Origin of the sequence: Pseudomonas sp. (assembly GCF_041601375.1) — a bacterium.
In the GTDB taxonomy this organism is placed as follows: Bacteria; Pseudomonadota; Gammaproteobacteria; order Pseudomonadales; family Pseudomonadaceae; genus Aquipseudomonas.
In genome coordinates this window covers 1-24161 of record NZ_JBFIIG010000052.1, presented here as the reverse complement: position 1 = coordinate 24161, position 24161 = coordinate 1, and the positions used below count along the sequence as shown (strand labels likewise).

The 24161-nt window shown below is 66.5% G+C and carries 19 protein-coding genes and 1 pseudogene; 7 read left to right on the top strand and 13 right to left on the bottom strand.

Annotation, left to right across the window (positions count from 1 at the left end):
* Positions 1 to 320 precede the first annotated feature (320 nt).
* The 5 genes from ispA to ABZE94_RS09610 all read right to left on the bottom strand — a co-directional run bounded on the left by ispA (position 321) and on the right by ABZE94_RS09610 (position 4005).
* On the bottom strand, positions 321 to 1208 hold the full coding sequence (gene ispA / locus ABZE94_RS09630; RefSeq protein WP_372875310.1) for a (2E,6E)-farnesyl diphosphate synthase: 888 nt from the start codon (positions 1206 to 1208) through the stop codon (positions 321 to 323).
* The gene (locus ABZE94_RS09625; protein WP_090503946.1) at positions 1205 to 1447 is read right to left on the bottom strand and encodes an exodeoxyribonuclease VII small subunit; all 243 of its coding nucleotides are present in this window, start codon (positions 1445 to 1447) and stop codon (positions 1205 to 1207) included. Before ABZE94_RS09625 ends, ispA begins: the two co-directional genes overlap by 4 nt.
* A gap of 152 nt (positions 1448 to 1599) precedes the next feature.
* The gene (locus tag ABZE94_RS09620) at positions 1600 to 2370 is read right to left on the bottom strand and encodes a sulfite exporter TauE/SafE family protein (RefSeq protein WP_372875309.1); all 771 of its coding nucleotides are present in this window, start codon (positions 2368 to 2370) and stop codon (positions 1600 to 1602) included.
* A gap of 189 nt (positions 2371 to 2559) precedes the next feature.
* Positions 2560 to 3087: an inorganic diphosphatase gene (gene ppa, locus ABZE94_RS09615; protein WP_172150007.1), complete on the bottom strand. Its 528-nt coding sequence runs from the start codon at positions 3085 to 3087 to the stop codon at positions 2560 to 2562.
* Between the two features lie 78 nt (positions 3088 to 3165).
* The gene (locus ABZE94_RS09610; protein WP_372875308.1) at positions 3166 to 4005 is read right to left on the bottom strand and encodes a zinc-dependent peptidase; all 840 of its coding nucleotides are present in this window, start codon (positions 4003 to 4005) and stop codon (positions 3166 to 3168) included.
* Positions 4006 to 4124: 119 nt separating this feature from the next.
* Here ABZE94_RS09610 and ABZE94_RS09605 point away from each other — a divergent pair, with 119 nt between their 5' ends.
* Positions 4125 to 5726 (top strand): protein kinase, encoded by a 1602-nt coding sequence (locus ABZE94_RS09605; RefSeq protein ID WP_372875307.1) that lies wholly within the window; start codon positions 4125 to 4127, stop codon positions 5724 to 5726.
* Positions 5727 to 5789: 63 nt separating this feature from the next.
* On the opposite strand, the gene ABZE94_RS09600 is transcribed toward ABZE94_RS09605, so the two are convergent.
* Positions 5790 to 6245 (bottom strand): N-acetyltransferase family protein, encoded by a 456-nt coding sequence (locus tag ABZE94_RS09600; protein WP_372875306.1) that lies wholly within the window; start codon positions 6243 to 6245, stop codon positions 5790 to 5792.
* Positions 6246 to 6499: 254 nt separating this feature from the next.
* Between ABZE94_RS09600 and mpl the strand changes: the two genes are divergently transcribed.
* From mpl to ABZE94_RS09585, 3 genes are all read left to right on the top strand, one after another.
* Positions 6500 to 7849 carry a UDP-N-acetylmuramate:L-alanyl-gamma-D-glutamyl-meso-diaminopimelate ligase gene (gene mpl / locus ABZE94_RS09595; protein ID WP_372875305.1) on the top strand — a complete coding sequence of 450 codons (1350 nt, stop codon included), beginning with the start codon at positions 6500 to 6502 and terminating at the stop codon, positions 7847 to 7849.
* Between the two features lie 61 nt (positions 7850 to 7910).
* A complete protein-coding gene (gene ubiX / locus ABZE94_RS09590; RefSeq protein ID WP_372875304.1) occupies positions 7911 to 8540 on the top strand; it encodes a flavin prenyltransferase UbiX in 630 nt (209 codons plus the stop codon).
* Positions 8533 to 8829, top strand: coding sequence for a YceK/YidQ family lipoprotein (locus ABZE94_RS09585; RefSeq protein ID WP_372875303.1), 297 nt, complete (start codon positions 8533 to 8535; stop codon positions 8827 to 8829). The genes ubiX and ABZE94_RS09585 overlap by 8 nt, the downstream gene beginning before the upstream one ends.
* 79 nt (positions 8830 to 8908) lie before the next feature.
* Here the strand turns inward: ABZE94_RS09585 and ABZE94_RS09580 are convergent, their stop codons facing one another.
* From ABZE94_RS09580 to ABZE94_RS09565, 4 genes are all read right to left on the bottom strand, one after another.
* Positions 8909 to 9775, bottom strand: coding sequence for an MBL fold metallo-hydrolase (locus ABZE94_RS09580; RefSeq protein ID WP_372875302.1), 867 nt, complete (start codon positions 9773 to 9775; stop codon positions 8909 to 8911).
* A gap of 162 nt (positions 9776 to 9937) precedes the next feature.
* A complete protein-coding gene (locus ABZE94_RS09575; RefSeq protein ID WP_372875301.1) occupies positions 9938 to 11710 on the bottom strand; it encodes an acyl-CoA dehydrogenase C-terminal domain-containing protein in 1773 nt (590 codons plus the stop codon).
* Positions 11711 to 11780: 70 nt separating this feature from the next.
* On the bottom strand, positions 11781 to 13154 hold the full coding sequence (locus ABZE94_RS09570; protein WP_372875300.1) for a solute carrier family 23 protein: 1374 nt from the start codon (positions 13152 to 13154) through the stop codon (positions 11781 to 11783).
* A gap of 98 nt (positions 13155 to 13252) precedes the next feature.
* The gene (locus ABZE94_RS09565) at positions 13253 to 14875 is read right to left on the bottom strand and encodes an acyl-CoA synthetase (protein WP_372875299.1); all 1623 of its coding nucleotides are present in this window, start codon (positions 14873 to 14875) and stop codon (positions 13253 to 13255) included.
* A gap of 254 nt (positions 14876 to 15129) precedes the next feature.
* Between ABZE94_RS09565 and ABZE94_RS09560 the strand changes: the two genes are divergently transcribed.
* The 3 genes from ABZE94_RS09560 (at position 15130) to ABZE94_RS09550 (ending at position 20839) form a co-directional block, all read left to right on the top strand.
* Positions 15130 to 17427, top strand: a complete 2298-nt coding sequence (locus ABZE94_RS09560; protein ID WP_372875298.1) for a PAS domain S-box protein — start codon at positions 15130 to 15132, stop codon at positions 17425 to 17427.
* Positions 17424 to 18071, top strand: coding sequence for a response regulator transcription factor (locus tag ABZE94_RS09555; protein ID WP_372875297.1), 648 nt, complete (start codon positions 17424 to 17426; stop codon positions 18069 to 18071). Before ABZE94_RS09560 ends, ABZE94_RS09555 begins: the two co-directional genes overlap by 4 nt.
* 116 nt (positions 18072 to 18187) lie before the next feature.
* Positions 18188 to 20839 carry an EAL domain-containing protein gene (locus ABZE94_RS09550; RefSeq protein ID WP_372875296.1) on the top strand — a complete coding sequence of 884 codons (2652 nt, stop codon included), beginning with the start codon at positions 18188 to 18190 and terminating at the stop codon, positions 20837 to 20839.
* Positions 20840 to 20854: 15 nt separating this feature from the next.
* Here the strand turns inward: ABZE94_RS09550 and ABZE94_RS09545 are convergent, their stop codons facing one another.
* The 3 genes and pseudogenes from ABZE94_RS09545 to ABZE94_RS09535 all read right to left on the bottom strand — a co-directional run.
* Positions 20855 to 23455, bottom strand: coding sequence for an EAL domain-containing protein (locus ABZE94_RS09545; RefSeq protein WP_372875295.1), 2601 nt, complete (start codon positions 23453 to 23455; stop codon positions 20855 to 20857).
* A gap of 101 nt (positions 23456 to 23556) precedes the next feature.
* Positions 23557 to 23881 (bottom strand): annotated as a pseudogene (locus ABZE94_RS09540) (class I SAM-dependent methyltransferase); the annotation flags it as partial.
* 99 nt (positions 23882 to 23980) lie between these two features.
* Positions 23981 to 24161, bottom strand: a 181-nt coding sequence (locus ABZE94_RS09535; RefSeq protein ID WP_372875294.1) for a DUF5629 family protein, incomplete at its 5' end; no start/stop codon positions are given.

Sequence of the window (24161 nt, the reverse complement as noted above, 5' to 3'; positions counted from 1 at the left end):
GCTGCCGCCGGTGACCCTGAACCTGTACTGGTCGCAGCAGGCGGAGAATGAGCCGGCCAACCGCTGGCTGCGCGAACAGTTGCTGGCACTGGCACGGAGCGCCTTGCTCGGGTGATGGCTGTATCCGCTTCAGGTAGGCGTTCGCTCGCCCTCTTCGACGCAGCGCTGTCGCGTAGCAAACGGGGGACAATCGTGTCTGTCGGCTTGTGGGTACCTGTAGGAGCGGCCGGGCGGCGTTCCGCTTCAGCCGCGAAGCTTTGCTGTGCCGCGAAGAATTCGCGGCTAAAGCCGCTCCTACCGCGTTTAGCTCGACAGTACTGCTAGTGCTGGCGTTCGACGATATAGCGGGCCAGCTCGCGTAGCGGTTCGGCGGCGTGGTCGAAGGGGCGCAGGGCGTGCAGTGCCTGGTCGCGCAGTTCCAGGGCGTAGGCCTTGGCGGCATCGAGGCCGAGCAGCGCCGGGTAGGTCGGCTTGTGGTGGGCCTGGTCCTTGCCTTGGGTCTTGCCCAGGGTGGCGGTGTCGCTTTCCACGTCGAGGATGTCGTCCTGCACCTGGAAGGCCAGGCCGATGGCGTGAGCATAGTTGTGCAGGGCTTGCAGCGTGCGCTCGTCGGCACGGCCGCTGGCCAGGGCGCCGAGGCGCACGCTGGCTTCGATCAGGGCGCCGGTCTTGTGCCGGTGCATGAGTTCCAGTGCCGCCTGATCGAGCTTCTGGCCGACCGAACCGAGGTCGATGGCCTGGCCGCCGACCATCCCGGCGGGGCCGGCGGCGCGGGCCAGGCTGGCAATCATCGCCAGACGCAGCTCGGCCTCATGCGGATTGCGCCTGGCATCGGCGAGCACCTCGAAGGCCAGGCTCTGCAGGCCATCGCCAGCGAGAATGGCGAGGGCCTCGTCGAAGGCCTTGTGGGTGGTGGGCTGGCCGCGACGCAGGTCGTCGTCGTCCATCGCCGGCAGATCGTCGTGCACCAGCGAGTAGGCATGGATCAGCTCGACCGCGCAGGCCGCGCCATCGGCGCGTTCCGCTTCGCCGCCGAGGGCTTCGCAGGCGGCATAGACCAGCAACGGGCGCACGCGCTTGCCGCCGTTGACCACGCTGTAACGCATGGCCTGGTAAAATCGCTGCAATTCGTTATGCGGGGCCTGGAACAGGCTTTCCAGCGCCGCATCGACGCGGCCTTGGCACTGCGCCTGGTAGGCCGCGATCATGCCTGGCGATCCGCGTCGAAGGGGGCTTCCTCCAGTTCGCCATCGCGCTCCATGAGGATTTGCACTTTCTGCTCGGCCTGAGCCAAGGCGGCCTGGCAGTCGCGGGTCAGGCGGATGCCCTGCTCGAAGGCGGTCAGCGAGTCTTCCAGCGACAGCTCGCCGTTCTCCAGGCGCTCGACCAGGTTCTGCAAGTCGGTGAGGGACTGCTCGAAGTCGAGCGAGGCTTTTTTACGGGCCATGGCGGGCATTCTCTGGCGGGGGTTCGGGCAGGCGTTGTAACCGGCGCGACACTAGCAGAGCCGCGCCGCGCGGGCAAATCAACGGAGACGCAGGCTCCTCGGGTGGACTGAGCTGCACGAAGCCCAACAAATGCGCAGCCCCGTGCATCGGCTCATCCGGCGAAATAGGTCGTCCAGAAATAATAGAGGGTCATGCTGGCTCCCACCAGAATGACCCAGGCGCGCAGCAGCGCCGGCGGCAAGTGCTGGCCCAGGGCGCCGCCGGTATAGCCGCCGAGCGTCGCGCCGACCAGCAGTATCGCCAGCTCGTACCAACTGACCCGGCCGGCGATCACGAAGGTGAGGGTGGCGATGCTGTAGATCACCGCCGAAATCAGGTTCTTCAGGGCGTTGGCGCGACCCAGCGGGTGGCCTTCGATGGAGAATGCCGCCAGCTGCAGGATGCCCATGCCGGCGCCGAAATAGCCGCCGTAGATCGACACGCCGATATGCGCGGCGAGCGACAGCTTGCTGTGCGGCGGTTGCGCGGCTTCGGCGCGGCGTGCCGCCAGCCAGCGACTGAGCCAGGGGCTGGCGGCGAACAGCGCGGTGGCGGCCAGCAGCAGCCAGGGGATCAGGTTGGCAAACACATCGTCGCCGCTGGCCAGGAGCAACAGGCCGCCTGCCAGGCCGCCGCATAAACCGGCCAGCAGCAAGGGCAGCAGATAGCGACCGAGCGGGCGCAGCGCTGCCCGCGCGGCCCAGGCCCCAGCCAGACTGGCGGGCCACAGCGCCACGGCATTGGTGGCGTTGGCCGTCACCGGCGGCAGACCGGCGGCGAGCAGGGCCGGAAAGGAGAAGAAGGTACCGCCGCCGGCCAGGGCATTCATGCCACCGGCGGCGAAACCGGCAAGTGCCAGCAGGAGGATGTCTGAATAGGGCATGGACCGTGCTCGCGACAAAAGGCTGGAGAGTAAGGCCTGACCATAGAGTCAGCCAAGCACGAACGGCAGACATAAAAAATGGCCGGGAGCCATTTTTAACGTCGCGTAGCGACGGCCCGAAGGGTGACTGCCATGGATGGCAGGCATAAAAAAACCGGCTTGTGGCCGGTTTCAGGGGGTGGTGTCGGCTTATTTTTGGTAAGCCGCCACTGCCTTGATGATTTCGGCGCGGGCTGCGTCGGCGTTGCCCCAGCCTTCTACCTTGACCCACTTGCCTTTCTCGAGATCCTTGTAGTTCTCGAAGAAGTGCTTGATCTGCTCGAGCAGCAGGGCCGGCAGGTCGGTGTATTCCTTCACGTCCACATACAGCTGGCTGAGCTTGTCGTGGGGCACGGCGATCAGCTTGGCGTCGCCGCCGGCTTCGTCGGTCATGTGCAGCACGCCAACCGGACGCGCGCGGATCACCGAGCCGGGGGCTACCGGATACGGGGTCACGACCAGCACGTCGAGGGCGTCGCCATCGTCGGCCAGGGTGTTGGGGATGTAGCCGTAGTTGGCCGGGTAGAACATCGGCGTGGCCATGAAGCGGTCGACGAACAGGCAATCGCTGTCCTTGTCGATTTCATATTTGATTGGCGCGTGGTTGGCCGGGATTTCGATGGCGACGTAGATGTCGTTCGGCAGGTCGAGACCGGCTGGAATCTTGCTGTAGCTCATGGAGTGGCTCCCGGGGATGGGCTAAAAAAAGTGGCCGGATTATAGGCATATTCTCCGGCCGTTGCTATGCCGGGATGCCTAGCCATTGGTCGTGTGGCGGCTGTCTTTGGGTGTAGTGCGATAGTCCGGGTGCTCGGCCTGCAGGCGCTGCAGGCGCGCCAGCGGGTCCTGACGGTAGAACAGCGCGAGCTGTGCATAGACCGCGGGAAAGGCTTCGACCAGCAGGTCCGGGGCGCTGAAGAAGTATTCGCTGGTAACCGCGAAGAATTCCGCCGGATTTTCCGCGGCGTAGGCGTCGATGGCGGTTGCGCTGTGCGGGTCGGCGTCGAGCTGGGCGTTCATGGCGTCGTAGGCGCTTTGCATGGCGCTGGCCCAGTCTTTGATGCGCATGCTGCGGTGCAAGGGCGGCAGGCCGTTGGCATCGCCATTGAGCATGTCCAGCTTGTGCGCCAGTTCGTGAATCACCAGGTTGTAGGCGTCCCAGCCGCCGCTGCTCTGCACCCCGGGCCAGGCGAGGATCACCGGGCCCTGCTGCCAGGCTTCGCCGCTGTGCTCGCCCTCCCACTCGTGGACCACGCCGCTGGCGTCGCGGTGGCGTTGCGGGCTGACGAAGTCGTCGGGGTAGAGAACGATCTCGTGGAAGCCCTGGTACCAGTCGAGTTCGGCCAGGTGCAGCAGCGGCAGCTCGGCCTGCGCCGCCAGGGTCAGGCGGTCGATGGCGTCCAGTTCGACGCCGGGCAGGGCACTCAGGTGTTTGTCGTGGAGGAACAGCACGGCGCGTTCGCGCAGGCGCTGCTCTTCGCTGTCGCTCAGGCCGTCGAGCAGCGGCAGGCGCCGACGCACCTCGGCCCAGGTTGTCGGGGATATTGGCTGGCGGGCAAGGATGCGCTTGCGGCGCCAGGCGCGGAACGACCACATGGGACAGGCTCGGGTTGCACGGTTGTTCACCATAAGCGGCGCCTGTGTGTGCGGCAAGCTGCAGCGAGTCGGCATAAAGGCTGCAACGCTATCGGCAGTACTGTCCGGGGGGGCTGCCGATGTCGATAGAACGCATGGATCATCCTGCCGTCAGTCTGCTGCTGGGCGGCGGCATCGACCTGCCGGCCCAGGCGGCACGGGCGCGGGCGATGTGGCTGGCGGGTCGGCAGGGGCGGCCACCGCTGTTGTTGGTGGCTTTGTTGTGGGCGCGCGAGTGCCCCGATGTGGTGCAGCAGCTGCAGGGTTATCTGGATGCGCTGTTCGCCGACTATCGCTGCACGCCCGCGGGCTGGAGCGAGGCGCAGGCGGCGCGGCAGGTGCTGGCGGCGCTCAATCAGCAACTGTTCCACCGCCGGCAGGCAGGGCGCGGGGTGCCGCGTCTGGATGCCGGGCTGCTGTTGCTGCAGGGGGGCGCTGCGCAGTTCCTGCAGGCCGGTGCGGTGGGGCTGCTGCGCCACCAGGGCGGCGGCCTGCGGTGCCTGGCGGGGCGTGAGGACATGCAGCTGGGCATGCAGGCCGAGCTGGCGCTGGTGCAGCACAGTCTGCCGTTGAGCGAGGGGGAGGCACTGTTGCTGGCGCCGCAGCCATTGCTCGACGTGGCCGATCTGGACGCCTTCGGCGCCGGCTGCCAGACGCTTGCCGTGGAGAGCATGCCGGCGCTGCTGGCGCCCTGGCTCAAGGCGCCCGGCGCCGCCGCGTTGCTGTTGCCGGGAGCGGCCGCAAGCCTGGCGCCGACTGCGCCGCCGGAGCAGTGGCCGGCGCTGGCCGAGGCCGCGACCGGCATGCAGGTGGATGGCTGGACGCTGCTCGACGAGTGCCCGTTCGGCCCGCCCGGCCGGCTGTTCCGGGCGCGCGACGAAAGCGCCCGCGAGGCCTTGCTGTGGTTCGCCGAGCAGGCCGCCGACGAGGTGTTCTGGCAGCGTGAATGGGCCTTGCGGCGCAGTCCGGTGGCCAGCTTGCCGCGGGTCTTGTCGTCGCACCGGCCGCGTCGGCATGCCTTCCTGCTGTTCGAACCGCCTGCACCGGGGCTGCGCAGCCTGGCCGATTGGGCCGCGGCCCATGGCCCTGTGCAGGGAACGACCCTGCTGGCTCTGCTCGATCAGGCGATCGCGGCCGTGCGCGCCCTGCAGCGCCGCGGTATGCAGGGGCTGTGGCTGAGCCCGCGGAACATCCTGATCAGTGCGGGCGGGCGGCTGTTGCTGTTGCCGGAGCACGCCGCGCTCTTGCCGGGCGTGCCGCGTCAGCCGCTGCCCGCCGAGGCGATCCCGCTGGCGCCGGAGTTGCGCGGCGAACAGCGGGTGGATGGCCGCGCCGATCAGTTCGCCCTGGCGGCCCTGGCCTATTGGTTGATCTGTGGCCGGTGGCCGGAAATAGCGTGTCCGGAACCGGAAGGCGGGTCGCCGAGCCGCTATGTGCCGCTGTCCAGCTTCACCGCACACTTGCCGGCCGGTTGGGACGGCGTGCTGGCTCGGGCCCTGGCGCCCCAGCCGGCCGCGCGGTTCGAGGCCTTGTCGGAGTTTCGCCAGGCGTTGCAGGAACCGCTGGCGCATCCGCCGATCCCGGCTCGGGTCAACCTGCGGGCACAGCCCTGGCGGCTGGCCTTGCTCGGCGCCTTGGTGATTCAGCTGGGGTTCGGCTTGTGGCTGAGCCTGCTGGGCTAGGCGAACCAGCGCGGCTGGCGCAGGCTCCGATCTGGCCGCCGGGTTGGACCGGCGGCGCCCCGCTCAATCGAGGTTGATGGGCAGCACGTAGTTCTTGAACTGCTCGTCTTCGACGAAACCGATCGACTCGTAAACCTTCTGCGCCACCTCGTTATCCCGGCTGGTGGCGACGCGCATGCGCACGGCGTTGGTTTCCTTGGCCATTTTCTTGGCGGTCTGTAGCAGGCGATCGGCAACCAGCTGCCGCCGCGCGTCTTTGGCGACATAGATGTCGTTGAGGATCCACACGCGTTTGAGCGACAGCGAGGAGTAGCTGGGGTAGAGCTGGCAGAAGCCGAGCAGCTTGTCCTCGTCGTCGGCCAGGGCCAGGTAAATCACCGATTCCTTGCGCTGCAGACGGGTAGCCAGGAACTTGCGCGAGGAGTCGGGGAAAGGCAGTTCGCCGTAGAACTCGCGGTATTCGACGAACAGCGGGGTCAGCAGGTCCAGGTGCTCCAGGGTAGCTGGAATGATACGCATGGCGTGCCTCGGCATTAATGATTGGCTGGGCTGGCATTGCATCAGCTATGCCAGCGGACGAGCCGATGCTGCCTAAAGCTTTTGGAAAGCGCAATCCAAGCAAGCGTTTGATTGTGCAGTTACGCCCTGCAACCTGATTGGGGCTGGTCCTGCGCGTTACACGGCGAGAACGGCGCAGGGCGCTGTGCTAACCTGCGGCGAGATTTTTCAGCGCCTGTTGTGGCCGGTTTTCGAGGACGCCTTCAAGGTAAATCATGCATATCCATATTCTCGGTATCTGCGGCACCTTCATGGGCTCGCTGGCCGTGCTGGCCAAGGAATTGGGCCATCGGGTCACCGGTTCCGACGCCAATGTCTACCCGCCGATGAGCACCCAGCTCGAAGCCCAGGGCATCGAACTGACCCAGGGCTACGACGCCGCGCAGCTCGATCCGGCGCCGGACCTGGTGGTGATCGGCAACGCCCTGTCGCGCGGCAATCCGGCGGTGGAATACGTGCTGAACCAGGGCCTGCCCTACGTCAGCGGCCCGCAGTGGCTGGCCGATCATGTGCTGCAGGGCCGTTGGGTGCTGGCGGTGGCCGGCACCCATGGCAAGACCAGCGCCAGCAGCATGCTGGCCTGGGTGCTGGAGCACGCCGGCATGACCCCGGGTTTTCTGATCGGCGGGGTGCCGCAGAACTTCGGGATTTCCGCGCGCCTGGGCGGCACGCCGTTCTTCGTGGTCGAGGCCGACGAGTACGACAGCGCCTTCTTCGACAAACGCAGCAAGTTCGTCCACTACCGCCCGCGCACCGCGATCCTCAATAACCTCGAATTCGACCACGCGGATATTTTCCCGGACCTGGCGGCGATCGAGCGGCAGTTTCACCACTTGGTGCGGACCATTCCCGGCGATGGCCTGATCATCCACCCGGCTGCGGACGTGGCGCTGCAGCGGGTGGTCGAGATGGGCTGCTGGACCCCGGTGCAGACCACAGGCCCGGGCGGTCAGTGGCAGGCGCGCCTGCTCAGCGCCGACGGCTCGCGTTTCGAGGTGAGCTTCGCCGGCAACACCGCCGGCGTGGTCGACTGGCAACTGAGCGGCCAGCACAACGTGGCCAACGCCCTGGCGGTCTTGGCGGCGGCGCGGCATGTCGGCGTGGTGCCGGAGCTCGGCGTTGCCGCGCTGTGCAGCTTCATCAACGCCAAGCGACGCATGGAGAAGGTCGCCGAAGTCAACGGCGTGACCATCTTCGACGACTTCGCCCATCACCCGACGGCGATTGCCACCACCCTCGACGGCCTGCGCAAGCGCATCGGCGATGCCCACCTGATCGCCATCGTCGAGCCGCGGTCCAACTCGATGAAGCTCGGCGCCCACCGCGATGGCCTGCCGGGATCGGTGATTCAGGCCGACTCGGTGTACTGGTACGCCCCGGCCAACCTCGGCTGGGACCTGGCGGCGACCGTCGCCTCGTCCACGGTGCCGACCCGGGTCTGCGATTCGCTGGAGGCGATCATCAAAGGGGTCAAGGCCGAAGCCGCGCCGGGCACCCAGGTGGTGGTTATGAGCAACGGCGGTTTCGGCGGCTTGCACGGCAAGCTGGCCGAGGCATTGAAGTAGGGCGGGTGCAACCCGCCATTGACCATGAACCGGCGGGTTGCACCCGCCCTACGGAGTTCGCATGAACGGTCCGGAACGCATTACCTTGGCCATGACCGGCGCCTCCGGCGCGCAGTACGGCCTGCGCCTGCTCGATTGCCTGGTGCAGGAGGACCGTGAGGTGCATTTCCTGATTTCCAAGGCCGCGCAACTGGTGCTGGCCACCGAAACGGACGTGACCCTGCCGGCCAAGCCCCAGGCCATGCAGGCATTCCTCAGTGAGTACACCGGTGCGGCGCCTGGGCAGATTCGCGTCTACGCCAAGGAGGACTGGATGGCCCCGGTGGCCTCCGGCTCGGGCGCGCCCTCGGCGATGGTGGTGGTGCCATGCTCGACCGGCACCCTGTCGGCGATCGCCACCGGCGCCTGCAACAACCTGATCGAACGCGCCGCCGACGTGGTGCTCAAGGAGCGCCGGCAGTTGATCCTGGTGCCGCGCGAGGCGCCGTTCTCCAGCATCCACCTGGAGAACATGCTCAAGCTGTCGAACCTGGGCGCGACCATCCTGCCAGCGGCGCCGGGCTTCTATCACCAGCCGCAGACCATCGACGACCTGATCGACTTCGTCGTCGCGCGCATCCTCAACTGCCTGGGCGTGCCCCAGGACATGCTGCCGCGCTGGGGCGAGCACCATCGGGTCTCGGATGAGTAACACCGCCGTGCGTACGGGCTGCCTGCTGCTCATGCTGTTGAGCAGCGGTTGCGCCACGCTGCGCACCCTGGATGCGGCCAAGCCCGGCGCACCGGTGATCTATGCCGGCACCCGTCTGGATCTGTATGCGTTGAACGACGGCTGTTGTGCGCAGGAGCGTTTCGGCGCCGAAGCCCCTGAATACCCCGGCCTCGACCTGCCCGCCAGTGCTCTGCTGGATACCCTGTTGCTGCCGTTCTCGCTGGCGACCGAGTTGGGTGTGGGCCTGGGCGTCAGCGGCGGGCTTTAACGGGGGCGGTGCGCATGGCGCACCCTACAAAGGCGCCGGGCTGTGTAGGGTGCGCCGTGCGCACCGACTTATTGCGGGTCTATTCGACCCGCCCGCGCACTTCGCTGAGGCTGTCGCTCAGACCGTAACGACCCTTTGCATCGCGCACCACCCGACCCATGGCGATCTCCGGGTCATGGGTGAACACCAGGCGACCGCCGCGCTCGAACAGGTCGGCCAGCAGTGTCGTCTTCTCCTCGATCAGGCCTTCGGGGAAGCGGTCGTAGCCCATGGTGATCGGCAGGTGCACCCAGGGCGCGCCGGGGATCAGGTCGCTGGGGAACAGCACCGGACCGCCGGGCATGCTCACTTCCGGCAGCAACAGCCCCGGGGTGTGGCCGTCGCTCCAGTGCAGGCGCCAGTCCGGGCCGAGCAGTTGGCAGTGTTCGCTGTCCTCCAGCAGGGTCAGGCGGCCGCTGCTTTCCAGCAGGCTCAGCAGTTGCGGGATATAGGAGGCGCGGTCGCGGGCGTGGGGCTGGCAGGCACGCTGCCACTGGCGTTTGCCGGTGACGAAGCGCGCCTTGGGGAACAGCAGGCGCGCCGGCTGGCCCGCTTCCCAGGCGGCGAGCAGGCCGCCGGCGTGGTCGAAGTGCAGGTGGGTGAGCAGCACGATGTCGATGTCGGCATCGCGCAGGTCCAGTTCGGCCAGGCTATCGAGCAGCACGTGGCGGTCCTCCTGGACGCCGAAGCGGTCTTTCAGTTCGGGACTGAAGAAGGCGCCGATGCCGGTTTCCACCAGGATGTTGCGGCCCTCTTCCTGCACCAGCAGGGCGCGGCAACCGAGGTCGATGCGGTTCTGTTCATCGGGTGTCATCCAGCGCTGCCAGAGGGCCTTGGGCGCGTTGCCGAACATGGCGCCGCCGTCGAGTTTCTGGCTGTTGCCGGTCAGAGTGGTCAGGGTACGCATAGTCTTCTCGTCCGGGTGTCTGCTATCGGTGCGCAGGGTGCACCCTACGGCTTGAATAAAAAAGCGCGATGTCTGGTTGCCCGCCCACCGCGCAAACGCTCAATCATGCAGGGCGGGTGTAACCCGCCAGGCTGGCAGTGGCGGGTTGCACCCGCCCTACGCTTAGAACTGTTCGGCGGCCAGTCCGTAGAGCGGCGCGCTGCCGGCACGGATGCTCGCCTCCAGGCTCAGGCTGCGCGGTAGCAGGCGGGCGAAATAGAAGGCCGCAGTGGCCAGCTTGCCGCCGTAGAAGGCTGGGTCCTCGTCGTGCTTGGCCTCGGCCACCGCCGCCATGCGCGCCCACATGTAGGCGTAGGCGACGTAGCCGAACAGGTGCAGGTATTCCACCGAGGCGGCGCCGACCGCGTTGGCATCCGTCTTGGCCTGTTCCAGCAGCCAGCCGCTGACCGCTTCCAGGCGCTCCAGGGCGGTGACCAGCTCGCTGCCGTAGGGCGTTTCGTGCTGGTGGGCGAAGTGGCGGACTTCGCCGGCGAACTGGCGCAAAGCCGCGCCGCCGTTGGCCACCACCTTGCGCCCGAGCAGGTCGAGGGCCTGGATGCCGTTGGTGCCTTCGTAGATCTGCGCGATGCGCACGTCGCGCACCAGTTGCTCCTGGCCCCACTCGCGGATGTAGCCGTGGCCGCCGAAGATCTGCTGGCCGTGTATGCAGCTGTCCAGACCGGTGTCGGTGAAGAAGGCCTTGGCCAGCGGGGTGAGCAGGGCGACCAGGGCGTCGGCCTGCTGGCGTTCCTCGGCATCGGCGGAGAACTTGGACAGGTCCAGTTGCTGGCCGACGTAGCAGGCAAAGGCGCGGCCGCCCTCGGTCATGGCTTTCATGCTCAGCAGCATGCGGCGCACGTCGGCGTGCACGATGATCGGGTCGGCGGCCTGGTCCGGTGCAACCTGGCCGGTGGCGGCGCGGCTCTGCAGGCGCTCGCGAGCATAGGCGGCGGCGGCCTGGTAGGAGGCTTCGGCGCAGCCGATGCCCTGGATGCCGATCGACAGGCGCTCGTAGTTCATCATGGTGAACATCGCCGCCAAGCCCTTGTTGGCCTCGCCGATCAGCCAGCCCTGGGCGCCGTCGAAGTTGATCACGCAGGTGCTCGAGGCCTTGATGCCCATCTTGTGTTCGATCGAGCCGCAGCTCACGGCGTTGCGCGGGCCCAGGCTGCCGTCGCCGTTGACCACGACTTTCGGCACCAGAAACAGCGAGATGCCCTTGGGCCCGGCCGGCGCGCCCGGCAGCTTGGCCAGCACCAGGTGGATGATGTTCTCGGTCAGGTCCTGTTCGCCGCCGGTGATGAAGATCTTGCTGCCGCTGATGCTGTAGCTGCCGTCGGCCTGGGGTTCGGCCTTGGTGCGGATGATCCCCAGGTCGGTGCCGGCATGGGCCTCGGTCAGGCACATGGAACCGGCCCAGCGGCCTTCGTACATCGGCGGCAGGTAGGTGTTCTTCAATTCTTCGCTGGCATGCGCGTCGATCGCCAGGCAGGCGCCGGAGCTCAGCGCCGAATAGAGGGCGAAGCTGGAGCCGGCGGCATAGAGCATCTCCTCGAATTGCACCGCGAGCATCTTGGGCATGCCCATACCGCCGTAGGCCGGGTTGCCGGACAGGCCGACCCAGCCGCCCTCGATATAGGTGGCGTAGGCCTGCTTGAAGCCGGCCGGGGTGCGCACCTCGCCGGCGACCCATTGCGCGCCTTCCTCGTCGCCGCTGCGGTTGAGCGGGGCGATCAGGCTGCCGGTGACCTTGGCCGCTTCTTCGAGAATGGCGTCGGCGGTGGCGGCATCCACGGTCTCGGCCAGGGCCGGCAGGCGTGCCCACAGGGCTGGCGCGTCGAAGACTTCGTGGAGGACGAAACGCAGGTCGCGCAGGGGGGCGTTGTACTCGGGCATGGGGCACCTCAAAAACAGAGTGCCGCAGGCGAACCTGCGGCGTGGGCAAGATAAGTAGGGTTATAGCGCGTCAGTCGACCTCGGGGGCGCCGCTGGTCTTGTCCTTGCTCGAGGCGAACCTGAGCAGGTGGGTGCGCTCGACCAGGATGTACAGCGCGGCACCGGCGGCCAGACCCCAGCCTGCGCCGTAGACGGCCAGGACCACGCCCATGGTGCCGGCCACGCCGCGCTCGGTGTTGTTGTTGAGCTGTTCGAAACCGACCATCAGACAAATATAGCCGGTGAGAATCAGGGTCAGCGACAGGGCTATCGGCAGTACCGGCTGGAAGAAGCTCACCAGCGGCAGGGCGAACAGGGCGATGAAGCCGGTGATCCAGAAGGTGCCGGCGCCGCTGTAGATCGAGTCCATGGCCTTGCGCCCGTACTTGTAACGCTCGGCCATGGTCGCCGCGACGGCGGTCCACAGCGGCCCGGCCAAACCTGGGTAGGGGGCGAAGAAGGCGTGCAGGGCGTTGCGCAGGGCGGTCACCAGGTGCACGCGATCGATGTTGTTCTCGATCACCTCATCGGTGCGCAGTTCGTCGGCGCGCTGCATCAGCGACTGGCCGACGATGATGTCGCCGAAGGCGATGATGTAGGCGATTACCGCGGTGGGGACGGCCAGCAGGAACACGTCCAGGCCGGGGAAGCCGACGTTGAACGGCAGGTAGTTCCACATCTCGGCGAAGGCCGGTGCGGTGATGCCGAAGCGCACGTCGGGCATCTGGTATTCGCCGACGGCGATGCCGATGAAGATGGCGATCAACATGCCCGGAACCATGCCGTAGTTGACGATCTTGCGCGCCAGGGGTACGCGCTCGGTGAGGCCCTTGAACGACACCGAGAACATCAGATAAAGGCAGATCAGGCTGCCCAGCACCAGCGAGATCGGCGTGTTGGCCAGGCGCCCTCCGGTGGAGATTTCGCCCATCAGCGCGGCGATGCCGGCGCCGATGATGATGCCGCCCTTCATCGAGTTGGGAATGATCTTGACCAGGGTGCTGCCCAGGCGGGTGACGCCGAGCACCAGGAAAATCACGAATACCAGAAACTGCAGGGCGAACAGCGCCTGGATGGCCTGCGGGCCGGGCTCGAAGTTACCGAGAAACAGCAGCACCACCGGGATGCCCGGGGTGATCCAGCCGGGCACAAAGGGCACCCCGAGCAGCGCCGGCAGCATGAAGCCGATGCCACACACCACCACGTAGGCCAGGGCCACGTCATAGGGCAGGCCGAGGTATTTTTCCAGCAGCGGAATCATCGCCAGGCTGACCACGAACATGATCAGCGCCTGGAGCATTTCCGCGGTTTCCCAGCGGTAGTGGATAAACGGCAGGCGCACCTTGAACGGGCCGAGCGGCCAGTAGGGTTGTTCATCGCCGTCACGACGCTTGAAGACTTGCATGAGGGTTCTCCGTCGGCCGCCTGGGCCGGTTATTGTTGTTGTGCAAACGCTGTCTTTGAGCCCTAGCCCGGATGCAGCCGGGCTAGGGGGGGGTGGGATCAGAGCGCCTTGGCCCTGTCGCGCAGGACGAATTTCTGGATCTTGCCGGTGCTGGTCTTCGGCAGCTGGGTGAAGACCACGGTCTTGGGCACCTTGAAACCGGCCAGGTGCTCGCGGCAGAACGCGATGATTTCGCTCTCGCGGGTGCTCTGCTGGTCGACCTTGAGAGTGATGAAGGCGCAGGGGGTCTCGCCCCACTTCTCGTCCGGGCGGGCGACCACGGCCGCTTCCAGCACGGCCGGGTGGCGATAGAGCACGGCTTCCACCTCGATGGTGGAGATGTTCTCGCCACCGGAGATGATGATGTCTTTCAGGCGATCCTTGATTTCCACGTAGCCGTCGGGGTGACACACGGCCAGGTCGCCGGTGTGGAACCAGCCGCCCTCGAAGGCCTCGGCGGTGGCGCTGGGGTTCTTCAGGTAGCCCTTCATCACGGTGTTGCCGCGCATGAAGATCTCGCCGATGGTCTCGCCATCGCGCGGCGTCGGCTTCAGGGTCTTGGGATCGCCGACCATCAGCCCTTCCAGGGTCGGGTAGCGCACGCCCTGGCGCGACTTGATCTGCGCTCGCTGCTCCAGCGGCAGCTCATCCCATTCGGCATGCCAGGCGCACACGGTGACCGGGCCGTAGACTTCGGTCAGGCCGTAGACGTGGGTGACCTTGATGCCCATCTCCTCGACCGCGCCTATCACCTTGGCCGGCGGCGCCGCACCGGCGACCATGGCGTTGACCGGGTGCTCGATGGCCGCCTTGGCCGACTCGGGCATGTTGACCAGGGCGTTGAGCACGATGGGCGCGCCACACAGGTGACTGACCTTGTGCTCGCGGATCAGGTGGAGGATTTTCTGCGGGTCGACCCGGCGCAAAAACACGTGCACGCCGGCCAGGGCGGTGATGGTCCAGGGGTAGCACCAGCCGTTGCAGTGGAACATCGGCAGGGTCCAGAGGTACACCGGGTGGTGGCCCATGGCCCAGGTCATCTGGTTGCCCAGCGAGTTGAGGTAGGCACCGCGGTGGTGGTAGACCACCCCCTTGGGGTTGCCGGTGGTGCCGGAGGTGTAGTTGAGGCTGATCGCCTGCCATTCGTCAGTCGGCCATTGCCAGGCGAAGTGCGGATCGCCTTCGGCCAGCAGGGCCTCGTAGCCGAGGTCGCTGACCGCCTGGCCTTCGCCGTATTCCGGATCGTCGACGTCGATCACCAGCGGCGGATGATCGAGCATGCCGACCGCGGCGTGGATCACTTCATGGAACTCGCGGTCGGTGATCAGCACCTTGGCTTCGCCGTGCTGCAGCATGAAGGCGATGGCCTCGGCGTCCAGGCGTACGTTGAGCGGGTTGAGCACCGCGCCGATCATCGGCACGCCGAAATGCGCTTCGAGCATCGCCGGGGTATTGGGCAGCATCAGCGCCACCGTGTCGCCCTTGCCGATGCCGCGGCCGGCCAGGGCCGAGGCCAGGCGGCGGCAGCGCGCATAGGTCTCGCTCCAGTCGCGGCGGATCGAGCCATGGATCACCGCCGGGTAGTGCGGATAGACGCTGGCGGTGCGCTCGAGAAAGCTCAGGGGCGAGAGGGCGATATGATTGACGGCGGCGGGGGCGAGGCCCTGTTCGTAGATCGACATGCGAATACCCATGGCAGATTGTTTGCTCTTGTCGGCCGGTTCGGCGCACGGCAGGCGTGCCGCAGTTTTGGCTTCGGCTATTTATAGCTTTTAATAGTTTTATATGGCAACTAAGCCATAGTCTTATAGTATGTTTACTAGTATTGTTATCGGCTATAGCCCTTGGTCGCTTTGCATTCGGACGGCGTTGCCGCGATGCTCGCGTCTGGCCAATCACAGGGCGGCGCTGTGCCGGCGATAAGGAAGCAGAAGCGATGAGTGAGATCCGCGTGCAGTTGCACAGCTGGCTGCGGTTACAGCGCGAGGCGTTGCCGCTGGCGGTGCGTGCCGACGCCCTGCGCCGCACCCTGCAGGCCTGCCCAGAGGTGCGCCAGGCGTTCTTTCTCGGCTGGCAGACGGCCACCGGTATCTACAGCCATGAAGGCGCGGCTGCCCATCTGCCGCCGGGCTTCGGCGACCCCCTGCAGGCCAGCGATCTGCTGCTGTTCGAGCGTCTGCAGGTCGAGCCGCGGCTAAGCCTGGGCGAGTTGCGGCAGTTACCTTGCTGGCTGGCCGGTCGGGTGCGCCGCGCGGCCATCAGCCATGGCCAGGTGCTGACCCTGGAGCTGGATGCTGGGCAGCCCGGCCTGCTGCTGGTCGAGTTGCAGGAAGGGGTGGGCCTCGACTGGCTGGGGTTTATCCACGAGCTGCTGCTGGCCCTGCTTGCCAGCCTGGCCGCACAGGCCCGCGGCAGTGCCCTGCTCGGCAGCGATCCGCAACCCAGCTTGCTGCTGGATACCCAGGCGCGACCGCTGCAGTTGAATGCGGCCATGCTCAATCTGCTCGGCGAGCGGCCCCTGCCGGCGGCGCTGGAGCTGTTGCCGGTCAACGCCGCGCAACTGGTGCGGGCCTGCCTGCAGCAGGGGCGGGCGATCGATGGGGTCGAGGCCCAGGTCGAGGGGCAGATCCTGATCTGGCTGTTCGTGCCCGATCCGCTGGAGCAGCAGGTACTGGCCCGCTGTCGCCTGGCCACCGAGCAGGTGCAGGCCGAACGCGAGGCGGCCAAGGCCAGCCGCCTGTATCGGCTGATCACCGAAAACACCACCGACCTGATTTCCCGGCACACCCCGGACGGGCGCTTCCTCGATGCCTCGCCGGCCAGCTGGACGCTGCTCGGCTACTGGCCCGAAGAGCTGCGCGGCACCCGGGTGCAGGCGCTGTTCCACCGTCAGGACCAGGCGCAGCTGGTGCGCAGCACCCGCGAAGCGCTGGAACAGGATGGCTATCACACCATGACCTTCCGCATCGCTCACCGCGATGGCCGCTACCTGTGGTTCGAGACCGCCAGCCGGGCGATCCGCGAAACCTACACCGGTGCGGTGGTGGAAGTGGTCAGCGTGTCGCGCGACATCACCGCGCGGGTGCAGGCCGAGGAGAACAAGCGGCGTTTGGCTGAGGTGGTCGAGGCCAACACCGACCTGGTGCTGTTCATCGACCCGGCCGGGCGCCTGACCTACCTCAATCCATCGGCCCGGCATGCCCTGGATATCGCCGCCAACCAGCCGCTGCCAACCCTGGATGCGCTGCTCGCCGAAGACGATTGGCAGCAATTGCAGGCCAACGGCTGGGCCACTGCCGACAGCCGCGGAGTGTGGAGCGCCGAGGTGCGCCTGCGGCCGCTGGGGCAGCGCGCGCCCTTGCTTGTTTCGCTGGTGCTGCTGGCCCATCGCGGCAGTGGCGGTGAGCACTATTATTCGCTGGTGGCCCGCGACATGACCGAACGCGAATTGCGCGAGGCCCAGCAGCGCCACCACCAGGACGAACTGGCGCACACCGCGCGGCTGGTCACCCTCGGCGAGCTGGCGTCGGGCATCGCCCACGAGATCAACCAGCCGCTGGCGGCGGTGGTCAACTACGCCAGTGCCAGCCAGCGCTACCTCAAGGCCCTGGGCACTAATCCTGAGGCGGCCGACAAGGTGGCCCGGGGTCTGGAACGCATCACCGAACATGCCAACCACGCCGCCGAGGTGATCAAGCGTCTGCGCGCCTTCCTGCGCAAGGGGCAGCGCCGCACCCAGGCTCTGGAAATCGCCCAGGTGGCCCGCGAGGCGATGCGCCTGTGTCAGTGGGAGGCGAGCAACTGGCAGGTGAATATCATCGAGCAACTGGCGGATAATCTGCCGCCGGTCTACGCCGACCGGGTGCTGCTCGAGCAGGTGCTGCTCAACCTGCTGCGCAACGCCATCGACGCCAACCGCGAAGCCCACCCGGGCCAGCCCTCGCGCATCGAACTGAGCGCCGGCGAGCGTGGCGGCCAGCTGTGCGTCTGGGTCAGTGACCAGGGCCCTGGCGTGGACCCGGCGCAGTTGCAACACATCTTCACCCCGTTCTACACCAGCAAGGCGGAAGGGCTGGGCCTGGGGTTGTCGATGAGCCGCAGCATTATCGAAGGCTTCGGCGGCGCCCTGGAGGCTCATCCAGGTCAGGCGGGCGGGCTTTGCCTGGAATGTCGGCTGCCGCTGGGGCGGGCCGACGGAGCCGTGAACGAGAGCGACACGAGGAGCGAAGGATGAGCGGGCAAACGCAACAACAGGTGTATGTGGTCGATGACGACCAGGGCATGCTCGATTCCACCGTCTGGCTGCTGGAGTCGGTGGGGCTCAAGGCCTTGCCCTTTACCAGCGGCCGGGCGTTTCTCGAGGCCTGCGCGGCCGAGACCCGCGGCTGCGTGCTGCTGGACGTGCGCATGCCCGGCATGGGTGGCTTGAATGTGCAGGAAGCCCTGCGCGAGCGCGGCATCGACATGCCGATCATCTTCGTCAGTGGCCATGCCGATGTGCCGATCGTGGTGCGCGCCTTTCGCGCCGGCGCGGTGGACTTTATCGAGAAGCCCTACAACGAGCAGTTGCTGCTCGACAGCGTGCAGCAGGCACTGAGTCGGCCGTCGGCGACCCCGGCGCTGGATCAGCGCTTGCAGGCGGTGCAGGCGCGCCTCGACCGGCTCACCCCGCGCGAGCGCGATGTGCTGCTGCCGCTGGTGTGCGGCTACACCAATCGGCAAGTGGCCGAGCAACTGGCGATCAGCGTCAAGACCGTCGACCTCTACCGCTCGCGGGTGATGAAGCGCATGCAGGCCGAGACCCTCGCCGATCTGGTCGGCATGGCCATCGCCGCGGGCCTGGTGGACGCCCTGCAGCTGCGCGAGCCCTCGAACTAGGAGCAGCCTTGCCCGACCTACGGTCTGAGCGGCTGCTGGTAAATTGCTATCATGTGCCGTTGCTGGCATTTGGCCTCCAATGCCCGCCAGCGTTGGTAAACCCCTCGAGTTGCTCCATGACCCTGAAATTTATCGAGAGCGCGGCTCTGCTGATCGCGCTGTGCTGGCTGCAGGCCCTGAATATGCGGCATGTCCAGCGGCAACTGCTGCGCCAGTTGCTTGCCGGTGGCCTGTTAGGCGCTATCTGCGTGATCGGCATGTTGGTGCCGCTCACCCTCCATGAGGGGCTGATCTTCGATGCGCGCAGCGTGGTGCTGAGCATGGCCGGCTTGTTCGGTGGCCCGCTGGTGGCGGCCATAGCCGGGCTGATGGCCGGCGCCTATCGGCTCTGGTTGGGTGGCGTGGGGGTCATTCCGGGCCTGCTCAATATCCTCATGCCGGTGCTGCTGGGCCTGGCCTATCGGGCGGCCTGCCAGCGCAACTGGCTGCGCATCGGCGCCTGGCAGCTGCTGTTGTTCGGTGTGCTGGTGCATCTGTTGCTGGTGCTGAGCCTGAGCCTGTTGCCGGCCAAGAATTTCAGCCAGGCGCTGCAGCAGGTCGCGGTGCCGATTTTTCTGGTGTTGACGCCGGCCACCGTGCTGCTGGGGCTGCTGTTGCAGGATATCTACCTGCAGGCCAGCGATCGTCAGGCTCTGCGTGAGAGCGAGGCGCGTCTGCGGGCGATCAATGAGGCCAGCCCGGACCTGACCCTGGTACTGGACGAGGAGGGGCGCTACCTGGAGGTGATGGCCCCCGACCCGCAGCTGCTCCATGGCGGCGGTGTCGGCCTGGTCGGCAAGCGCCTGGCCGATGTGCTGTCCGTTGGCCAGACGGAGCGCTTCATTGCCTTCATTGCCCGAACCCTGGCCAGCGACCACCCGCAAACCCTGGAATACGGCATGCGCACGCCCTCCGGCCACCGGATGTTCGAGGGGCGCGCCAAGCGCCTGGACACTCCGCTACAGGGCAAGCGAGCTGTGGTGTTCATCGCCCGTGATATTACCGACAGGGTCAACTTGGAGCTGGATCGGCGGATTGCCGCTATTGCCTTCGAATCCCAGCAGGGCATGCTGATTGCCGATGCCAGCACGCGGATCCTCAAGGTCAACCGCGCCTTCAGCCAGATCAGCGGCTACAGCGCCGCCGAAGCCATCGGCCAGACCACCCAGATGCTCAGCTCCGGGCGGCATGGCCCGGAGTTCTATCAGGCCATGTGGCAGACCCTGATCGAGACGGGCATCTGGGAGGGGGAGGTCTGGAACCGGCGCAAGAGTGGCGAAGTCTTTCCCGAGTGGCTGGCCATCAGTGCGGTGCGCGATGAGCGCGGGCGGGTCAGCAACTACGTGGCGTCGTTGACCGACATCAGCGAGCGCAAGTCCGCCGAGGAGAAGATCAAGCACCTGGCGTTCTACGATGCCCTCACAGGACTGCCCAATCGGCGCCTGCTGCGCGACCGCCTGCAGCAGGCACGGGCGCTGAGCCGACGCAGCGGCCAGCATGCCGCGCTGGTGTTTCTCGACCTCGACAACTTCAAGAATGTTAACGACCTGTATGGCCATCAGGTCGGTGACGAGCTGCTGTGCCAGGTTGCCGAGCGCTTACGGCATAGCCTGCGTGAGCGCGATACCGTGGCCCGCTTGGGAGGCGACGAGTTCGTGCTGATGCTCGAAGGGCTGGAGAGCCGTGCCGAGGAAGCCGCCTCCCAGATCGAACACCTGGGCGCCAAGGTGCTCGACGCCCTGCGCCAGCCCTATCTGGCCAGCGGGCACAGCCTGTTCAGCAGTGCCAGCCTGGGCGTGGTGCTGTTCAGCGACGATCGGCATTCGGTGGATGAACTGATGCAGCGCGCCGACCTGTCGATGTACACGGCCAAGGCCGCGGGCAAGAACGCCCTGAGTTTCTACGACCCGCAAATGCAGGAGGCGGTCAGCGCTCGCCTGCAGCTGGAAGCGGATATGCGCCGGGGGCTGCAGAGCGGCGAATTCCTCCTGTACCTGCAACCGCAGCTGGATCAACGGGGGCGCCTGAACGGTGCCGAGGCGCTGGTGCGCTGGCAGCATCCGTACCGCGGTTTGCTCGGGCCTGGGGCATTTATCGGCATCGCCGAGTGCTGCGGGCTGATCGAAAGCCTGGATATGCAGGTGCTCGGTGCCGCCTGCGAGTTGCTCGCGCAGTGGGCACAGCAGCCACACAGCGCCGACTTGAGCCTGTCGGTGAATCTCAGTGCGCGCCTGCTCTATCAGGCAGGCTTTGTCGAGGCGCTGCAACAGACCCTGCAGCGTAGCGGAGCCAACCCCCAGCGCCTCAAGCTGGAGCTGACCGAGTCATTGCTGCTGACGGACATGAACGAAGCCATCGTGCGCATGCAGGCCCTGAGAACCATGGGTATCCGTTTCTCCATCGATGACTTCGGTACGGGCTATTCGTCCATGGCCTACCTGCAGCAGTTACCGCTGGATCAGCTGAAGATCGATCAGTCGTTCACGCGAGAGTTGCCGGGCAATCCCAGCAGCCTGGCCATCGTGCGTGCGATCATCGCCCTGGCACAAAGCCTCAAGCTGGAGGTGATCGCCGAAGGCGTGGAAACCCCGGACCAGCGCGACAGCCTGCTGAGCAATGGCTGCTTGCATTACCAGGGCTACTTTTTTGCCCGGCCCATGGCCGTGGCGGATTTTGCCGCGTCCGATCTGTTTCGGCTCAGACTCGAAGGGGCTGCGTCCGAGACTTGAGCTGGGTCAGCCGGCTCAAGCGCGGCTGGTGCCGGCCGGCAGGGGCCACTGCTCGAGCCTCTGCGCCGGTTCCGGTTTGCCGAACAGATAGCCCTGAAACCGCTGGCAGCCCAGGCGCAGCAAGGCGTCGCGCTGGGCCAGGGTTTCCACGCCTTCGGCGATCACCTGCAGGCCCAGGCTGTCGCCCAGGGCGACTATGGTGCGCACGATGGCCGCATCGCTGGGGTCGCTGAGCAGGTCGCGGACGAAGGAGCGATCGATCTTCAGCTGGCTCAGCGGCAGGCGCTTGAGGTAGCTGAGCGACGAATAGCCGGTACCGAAGTCGTCCAGCGCGAAGCGCACGCCACGGGCCTTGAGCTGGCCCATCTTGACGATCATGGTCTCCACGTCCTGCACCAGGTGGCTCTCGGTCAGTTCCAGTTCCAGGCGCTGGGGGTTGGCCCCGGTTTCATCCAGCACGGCGAGCACGTCCTCGACGAAATCACGGTGGTGGAACTGCCGCGCGCTGACGTTGACCGCCATGGTCAGTTGCGCGCGCTTGGGGTCTGCAGCCCAGGCCACCAGTTGCTGGCAGGCGCTGTACAGGATCCAGCGGCCCAGCGGCAGGATCAGGCCGGTGCTTTCGGCCAGCGGGATGAATTCGCCCGGGGCCACCAGGCCGCGGCTGGGGTGTTGCCAGCGCACCAGGGCTTCGGCGCCGAGCAGTTGGCCCAGGGTGTTGACCTGCGGTTGGTAGTGGAGGATGAACTGGCGTGCGCCCAGGCTCTGGCGCAGGTCGTTTTCCAGGTTGGCGCGGGCGCTGACTTCGGCCTGCATCTCGGGGTTGAAGAACCTCAGGGTGTTGCGACCGGCGGCCTTGGCCTGGTACATGGCCAGGTCGGCGCGCTTGAGCAGTTCATCCACCGTGCCCCGGGCCTCGGAAAACAGGGCGATGCCGATGCTGGCGGTGCTGGTGTGGCTGCGCCCCTGCAGCACATAGGGTTCGCCGAGGGCCTGGATCAGCTTGCTTGCCACCGTTTCGATCTGGGCGATGGCCTCGGGGTGCTCCAGGTGCAGCCCTTCGAGCATGAGCACGAACTCGTCGCCACCGAGGCGGGCCAGGGTGTCTTCCTCGCGGACATGGCTGTTCAGGCGTTGGGCCACCTGTTGCAGCAGTTGGTCGCCCATGTCGTGGCCGAGGGTGTCGTTGAGATCCTTGAAGTTGTCCAGGTCGATGAACAGCAGGGCGCCGTCCAGCTGGTTGCGGCTGCGCTGCGCCAGGGCATGCTGCAGGCGGTCGAGCAGCAGGCGGCGGTTGGGCAGGCCGGTAAGCAGGTCGTAGAAGGCCAGGCGGTGGATCTGTTCGAGGTTCTTCTTGTGCTCGCTGATGTCGGTGGAGATGCCGCACAGGGCGTAGATACGCCCGTCCGGCTGGCGCAACGGCAGCTTCACCGAGAGGTAGGTCTGCTCGAGGCTGCCGTCCGGGCTGCGGTTGATTTCCTCGGTCTCCACCCGTTCGCCGAGCAGCAGCACGCGGTGGTCGTTGTCACGCAGGTTGGCCGCGGTGGCGGCGTCGAAGAAGCGTTCGTCGGTCTGCCCCACCACCTGCGCCAGCGGCAGGCCGAACAGCTCGCAGACCTTGCGGTTGGCGTACTGGTAACGCAGTTCGGGATCCTTGATGTAGATATAGGCTTCGACGCTGTCGAGGATGGTGTTCAGGCGCCGTTCGCTGGCCTTCAGGTGACGGGTCTTCTCGGCGACCTGGCGGCGCAGCACGAAGGCGGCGACGAGTGCCGTCAGCAGCAGGCCGGCCAGGATGGCCAGGCCCCACCAGGCGGCGGTCGGCACCAGCAGCCTGGGTCGTTCGCCGCCCCAGCGCTGCAGGGTCTGGTAGTAATAGGATGAGGGGGAGTCTTGCCACTCGCGCAAATGCCGGTCGATGCTGTTCAGTAGGTCGGCGTTGGCGCCCTTGCGGGTGGCATAAAACAGCTGCGCGGGCTGGAACATGATCGGTGTGCTGCGCAGCTGGTAGCTTGGCGCCTGGTAGTCGCCGAAGCGCTGATTGGCCACCACCGCATCGGCCTGCCGGTTGGCCACCAGGTCGAAGCCTTCGGCCAGGCTTTGCACGGGAATCAAGCGGGCGTGCAGGCCAAAGCTGTCGAGCAGCGTTTGCAGGTAGTTTTCCTGGATGGAACCGGCCAGCACGGCGATGCGTCGGTCCTTGAGGTCGAGGACCGATTCGAGCTTGGCCTCCTCGCGGCTGTACAGCTGCGACCAGCTATACAGCGAGGGCTGCTGGTGAAAGTCCAGGTACCGCGCGCGCGCTTGGTTGAAGGCCACATCCGGCAGCAGGTCGATTGTGCCGCGTTGCGCCAGCTCCAGGCAGGCCTGCCAGTCGCAGGGCACCGGGATCAGGCGCCAGTTCTCCTTGCGGGCGACTTCCCCCAGCAGCTCGCCGAGGATGCCGGAGATTTGCCCGTCCTCGCCGAGCAGGATCTTCGGCTCATTGGCATAGACCCCCACGCGCACCTCGCGCGGTTGCGCCCAGGCCGGCGAGGCGCAGAGCATGCACAGTGCCAGTAGGCCACCAAGGCAGGTATAGCGGGTGTTGCAGGGGCGTGTCGAGGGTGGCTTCATGCGCTAACCGCTTTCAATCCAATGAACTTATCCAGCAACCATCGACAGCATACGGTCTGATTGGCGCGGATAAAAGGCGGTCGTGGATCGGTGCGACGGGTTCAATGAGCCCAGCCGCGATAGACCAGCGTCATCGGTCTGGGGCCGTTCAGGTAGCCGGTGTGCAGCTGCTCGATGCTGAAGCCGCCGGCCAGGGGTTTCCAGTAGGGCGTCAGGCGGTTCTGCCAGCGCGCCACGGGGCATCCGGGGCCAGGCCGTGTTCGCAGAACAGCAGGTGGCCGCGGGTTTCAGCACCCGGCGCATCTCCTTCAACGCGGCCACGGCGTCCGGGATGGTGCATAGGATAAAGGTGCAGACGATGTTGTCGAAGCTGGCATCGGCGGCCTGGATCTGACCCGGTTCCAGGGCGATCATCTGCACCGGTATGGCGCTGCGCAGGTAGCCGAGGTCATGACACTATCGAGTGCAACGCCAGCCGCGGGCGCCTGGAGGTGGTCGCAGCAGGCGGGCGTTTTTCACCCGCTCTCAGTCGTCGCTGGCTTGGCTGTCGTCGTCGCCGTCGAGGTTGTCGCCGCTGACTGCCGCGAAGCATTTGATCCGGTGCTCGGTGCTGTCCTCGGTGAGGAGCCAGCTGTCCGTCTCGTCATCGAAGCGCGCCGCGCTCACCGCGGCCAGGGAGAACTGCCAGTGACGGCGGGCGCTGCCG

Bases quoted from the DNA above. Each gene is read 5' to 3' on its own strand.
- ABZE94_RS09625 (WP_090503946.1), bottom strand. From the start codon at position 1,447: ATGGCCCGTAAAAAAGCCTCGCTCGACTTCGAGCAGTCCCTCACCGAC.
- mpl (WP_372875305.1), top strand. From the start codon at position 6,500: ATGCATATCCATATTCTCGGTATCTGCGGCACCTTCATGGGCTCGCTG.
- ispA (WP_372875310.1), bottom strand. From the start codon at position 1,208: ATGATCGCGGCCTACCAGGCGCAGTGCCAAGGCCGCGTCGATGCGGCG.
- ABZE94_RS09570 (WP_372875300.1), bottom strand. From the start codon at position 13,154: ATGCAAGTCTTCAAGCGTCGTGACGGCGATGAACAACCCTACTGGCCG.
- ABZE94_RS09620 (WP_372875309.1), bottom strand. From the start codon at position 2,370: ATGCCCTATTCAGACATCCTCCTGCTGGCACTTGCCGGTTTCGCCGCC.
- ABZE94_RS09575 (WP_372875301.1), bottom strand. From the start codon at position 11,710: ATGCCCGAGTACAACGCCCCCCTGCGCGACCTGCGTTTCGTCCTCCAC.
- ABZE94_RS09605 (WP_372875307.1), top strand. From the start codon at position 4,125: ATGTCGATAGAACGCATGGATCATCCTGCCGTCAGTCTGCTGCTGGGC.
- ABZE94_RS09585 (WP_372875303.1), top strand. From the start codon at position 8,533: ATGAGTAACACCGCCGTGCGTACGGGCTGCCTGCTGCTCATGCTGTTG.
- ABZE94_RS09545 (WP_372875295.1), bottom strand. From the start codon at position 23,455: ATGAAGCCACCCTCGACACGCCCCTGCAACACCCGCTATACCTGCCTT.
- ubiX (WP_372875304.1), top strand. From the start codon at position 7,911: ATGAACGGTCCGGAACGCATTACCTTGGCCATGACCGGCGCCTCCGGC.
- ABZE94_RS09560 (WP_372875298.1), top strand. From the start codon at position 15,130: ATGAGTGAGATCCGCGTGCAGTTGCACAGCTGGCTGCGGTTACAGCGC.
- ABZE94_RS09600 (WP_372875306.1), bottom strand. From the start codon at position 6,245: ATGCGTATCATTCCAGCTACCCTGGAGCACCTGGACCTGCTGACCCCG.
- ABZE94_RS09610 (WP_372875308.1), bottom strand. From the start codon at position 4,005: ATGTGGTCGTTCCGCGCCTGGCGCCGCAAGCGCATCCTTGCCCGCCAG.
- ABZE94_RS09550 (WP_372875296.1), top strand. From the start codon at position 18,188: ATGACCCTGAAATTTATCGAGAGCGCGGCTCTGCTGATCGCGCTGTGC.
- ABZE94_RS09555 (WP_372875297.1), top strand. From the start codon at position 17,424: ATGAGCGGGCAAACGCAACAACAGGTGTATGTGGTCGATGACGACCAG.
- ABZE94_RS09580 (WP_372875302.1), bottom strand. From the start codon at position 9,775: ATGCGTACCCTGACCACTCTGACCGGCAACAGCCAGAAACTCGACGGC.
- ABZE94_RS09565 (WP_372875299.1), bottom strand. From the start codon at position 14,875: ATGTCGATCTACGAACAGGGCCTCGCCCCCGCCGCCGTCAATCATATC.
- ppa (WP_172150007.1), bottom strand. From the start codon at position 3,087: ATGAGCTACAGCAAGATTCCAGCCGGTCTCGACCTGCCGAACGACATC.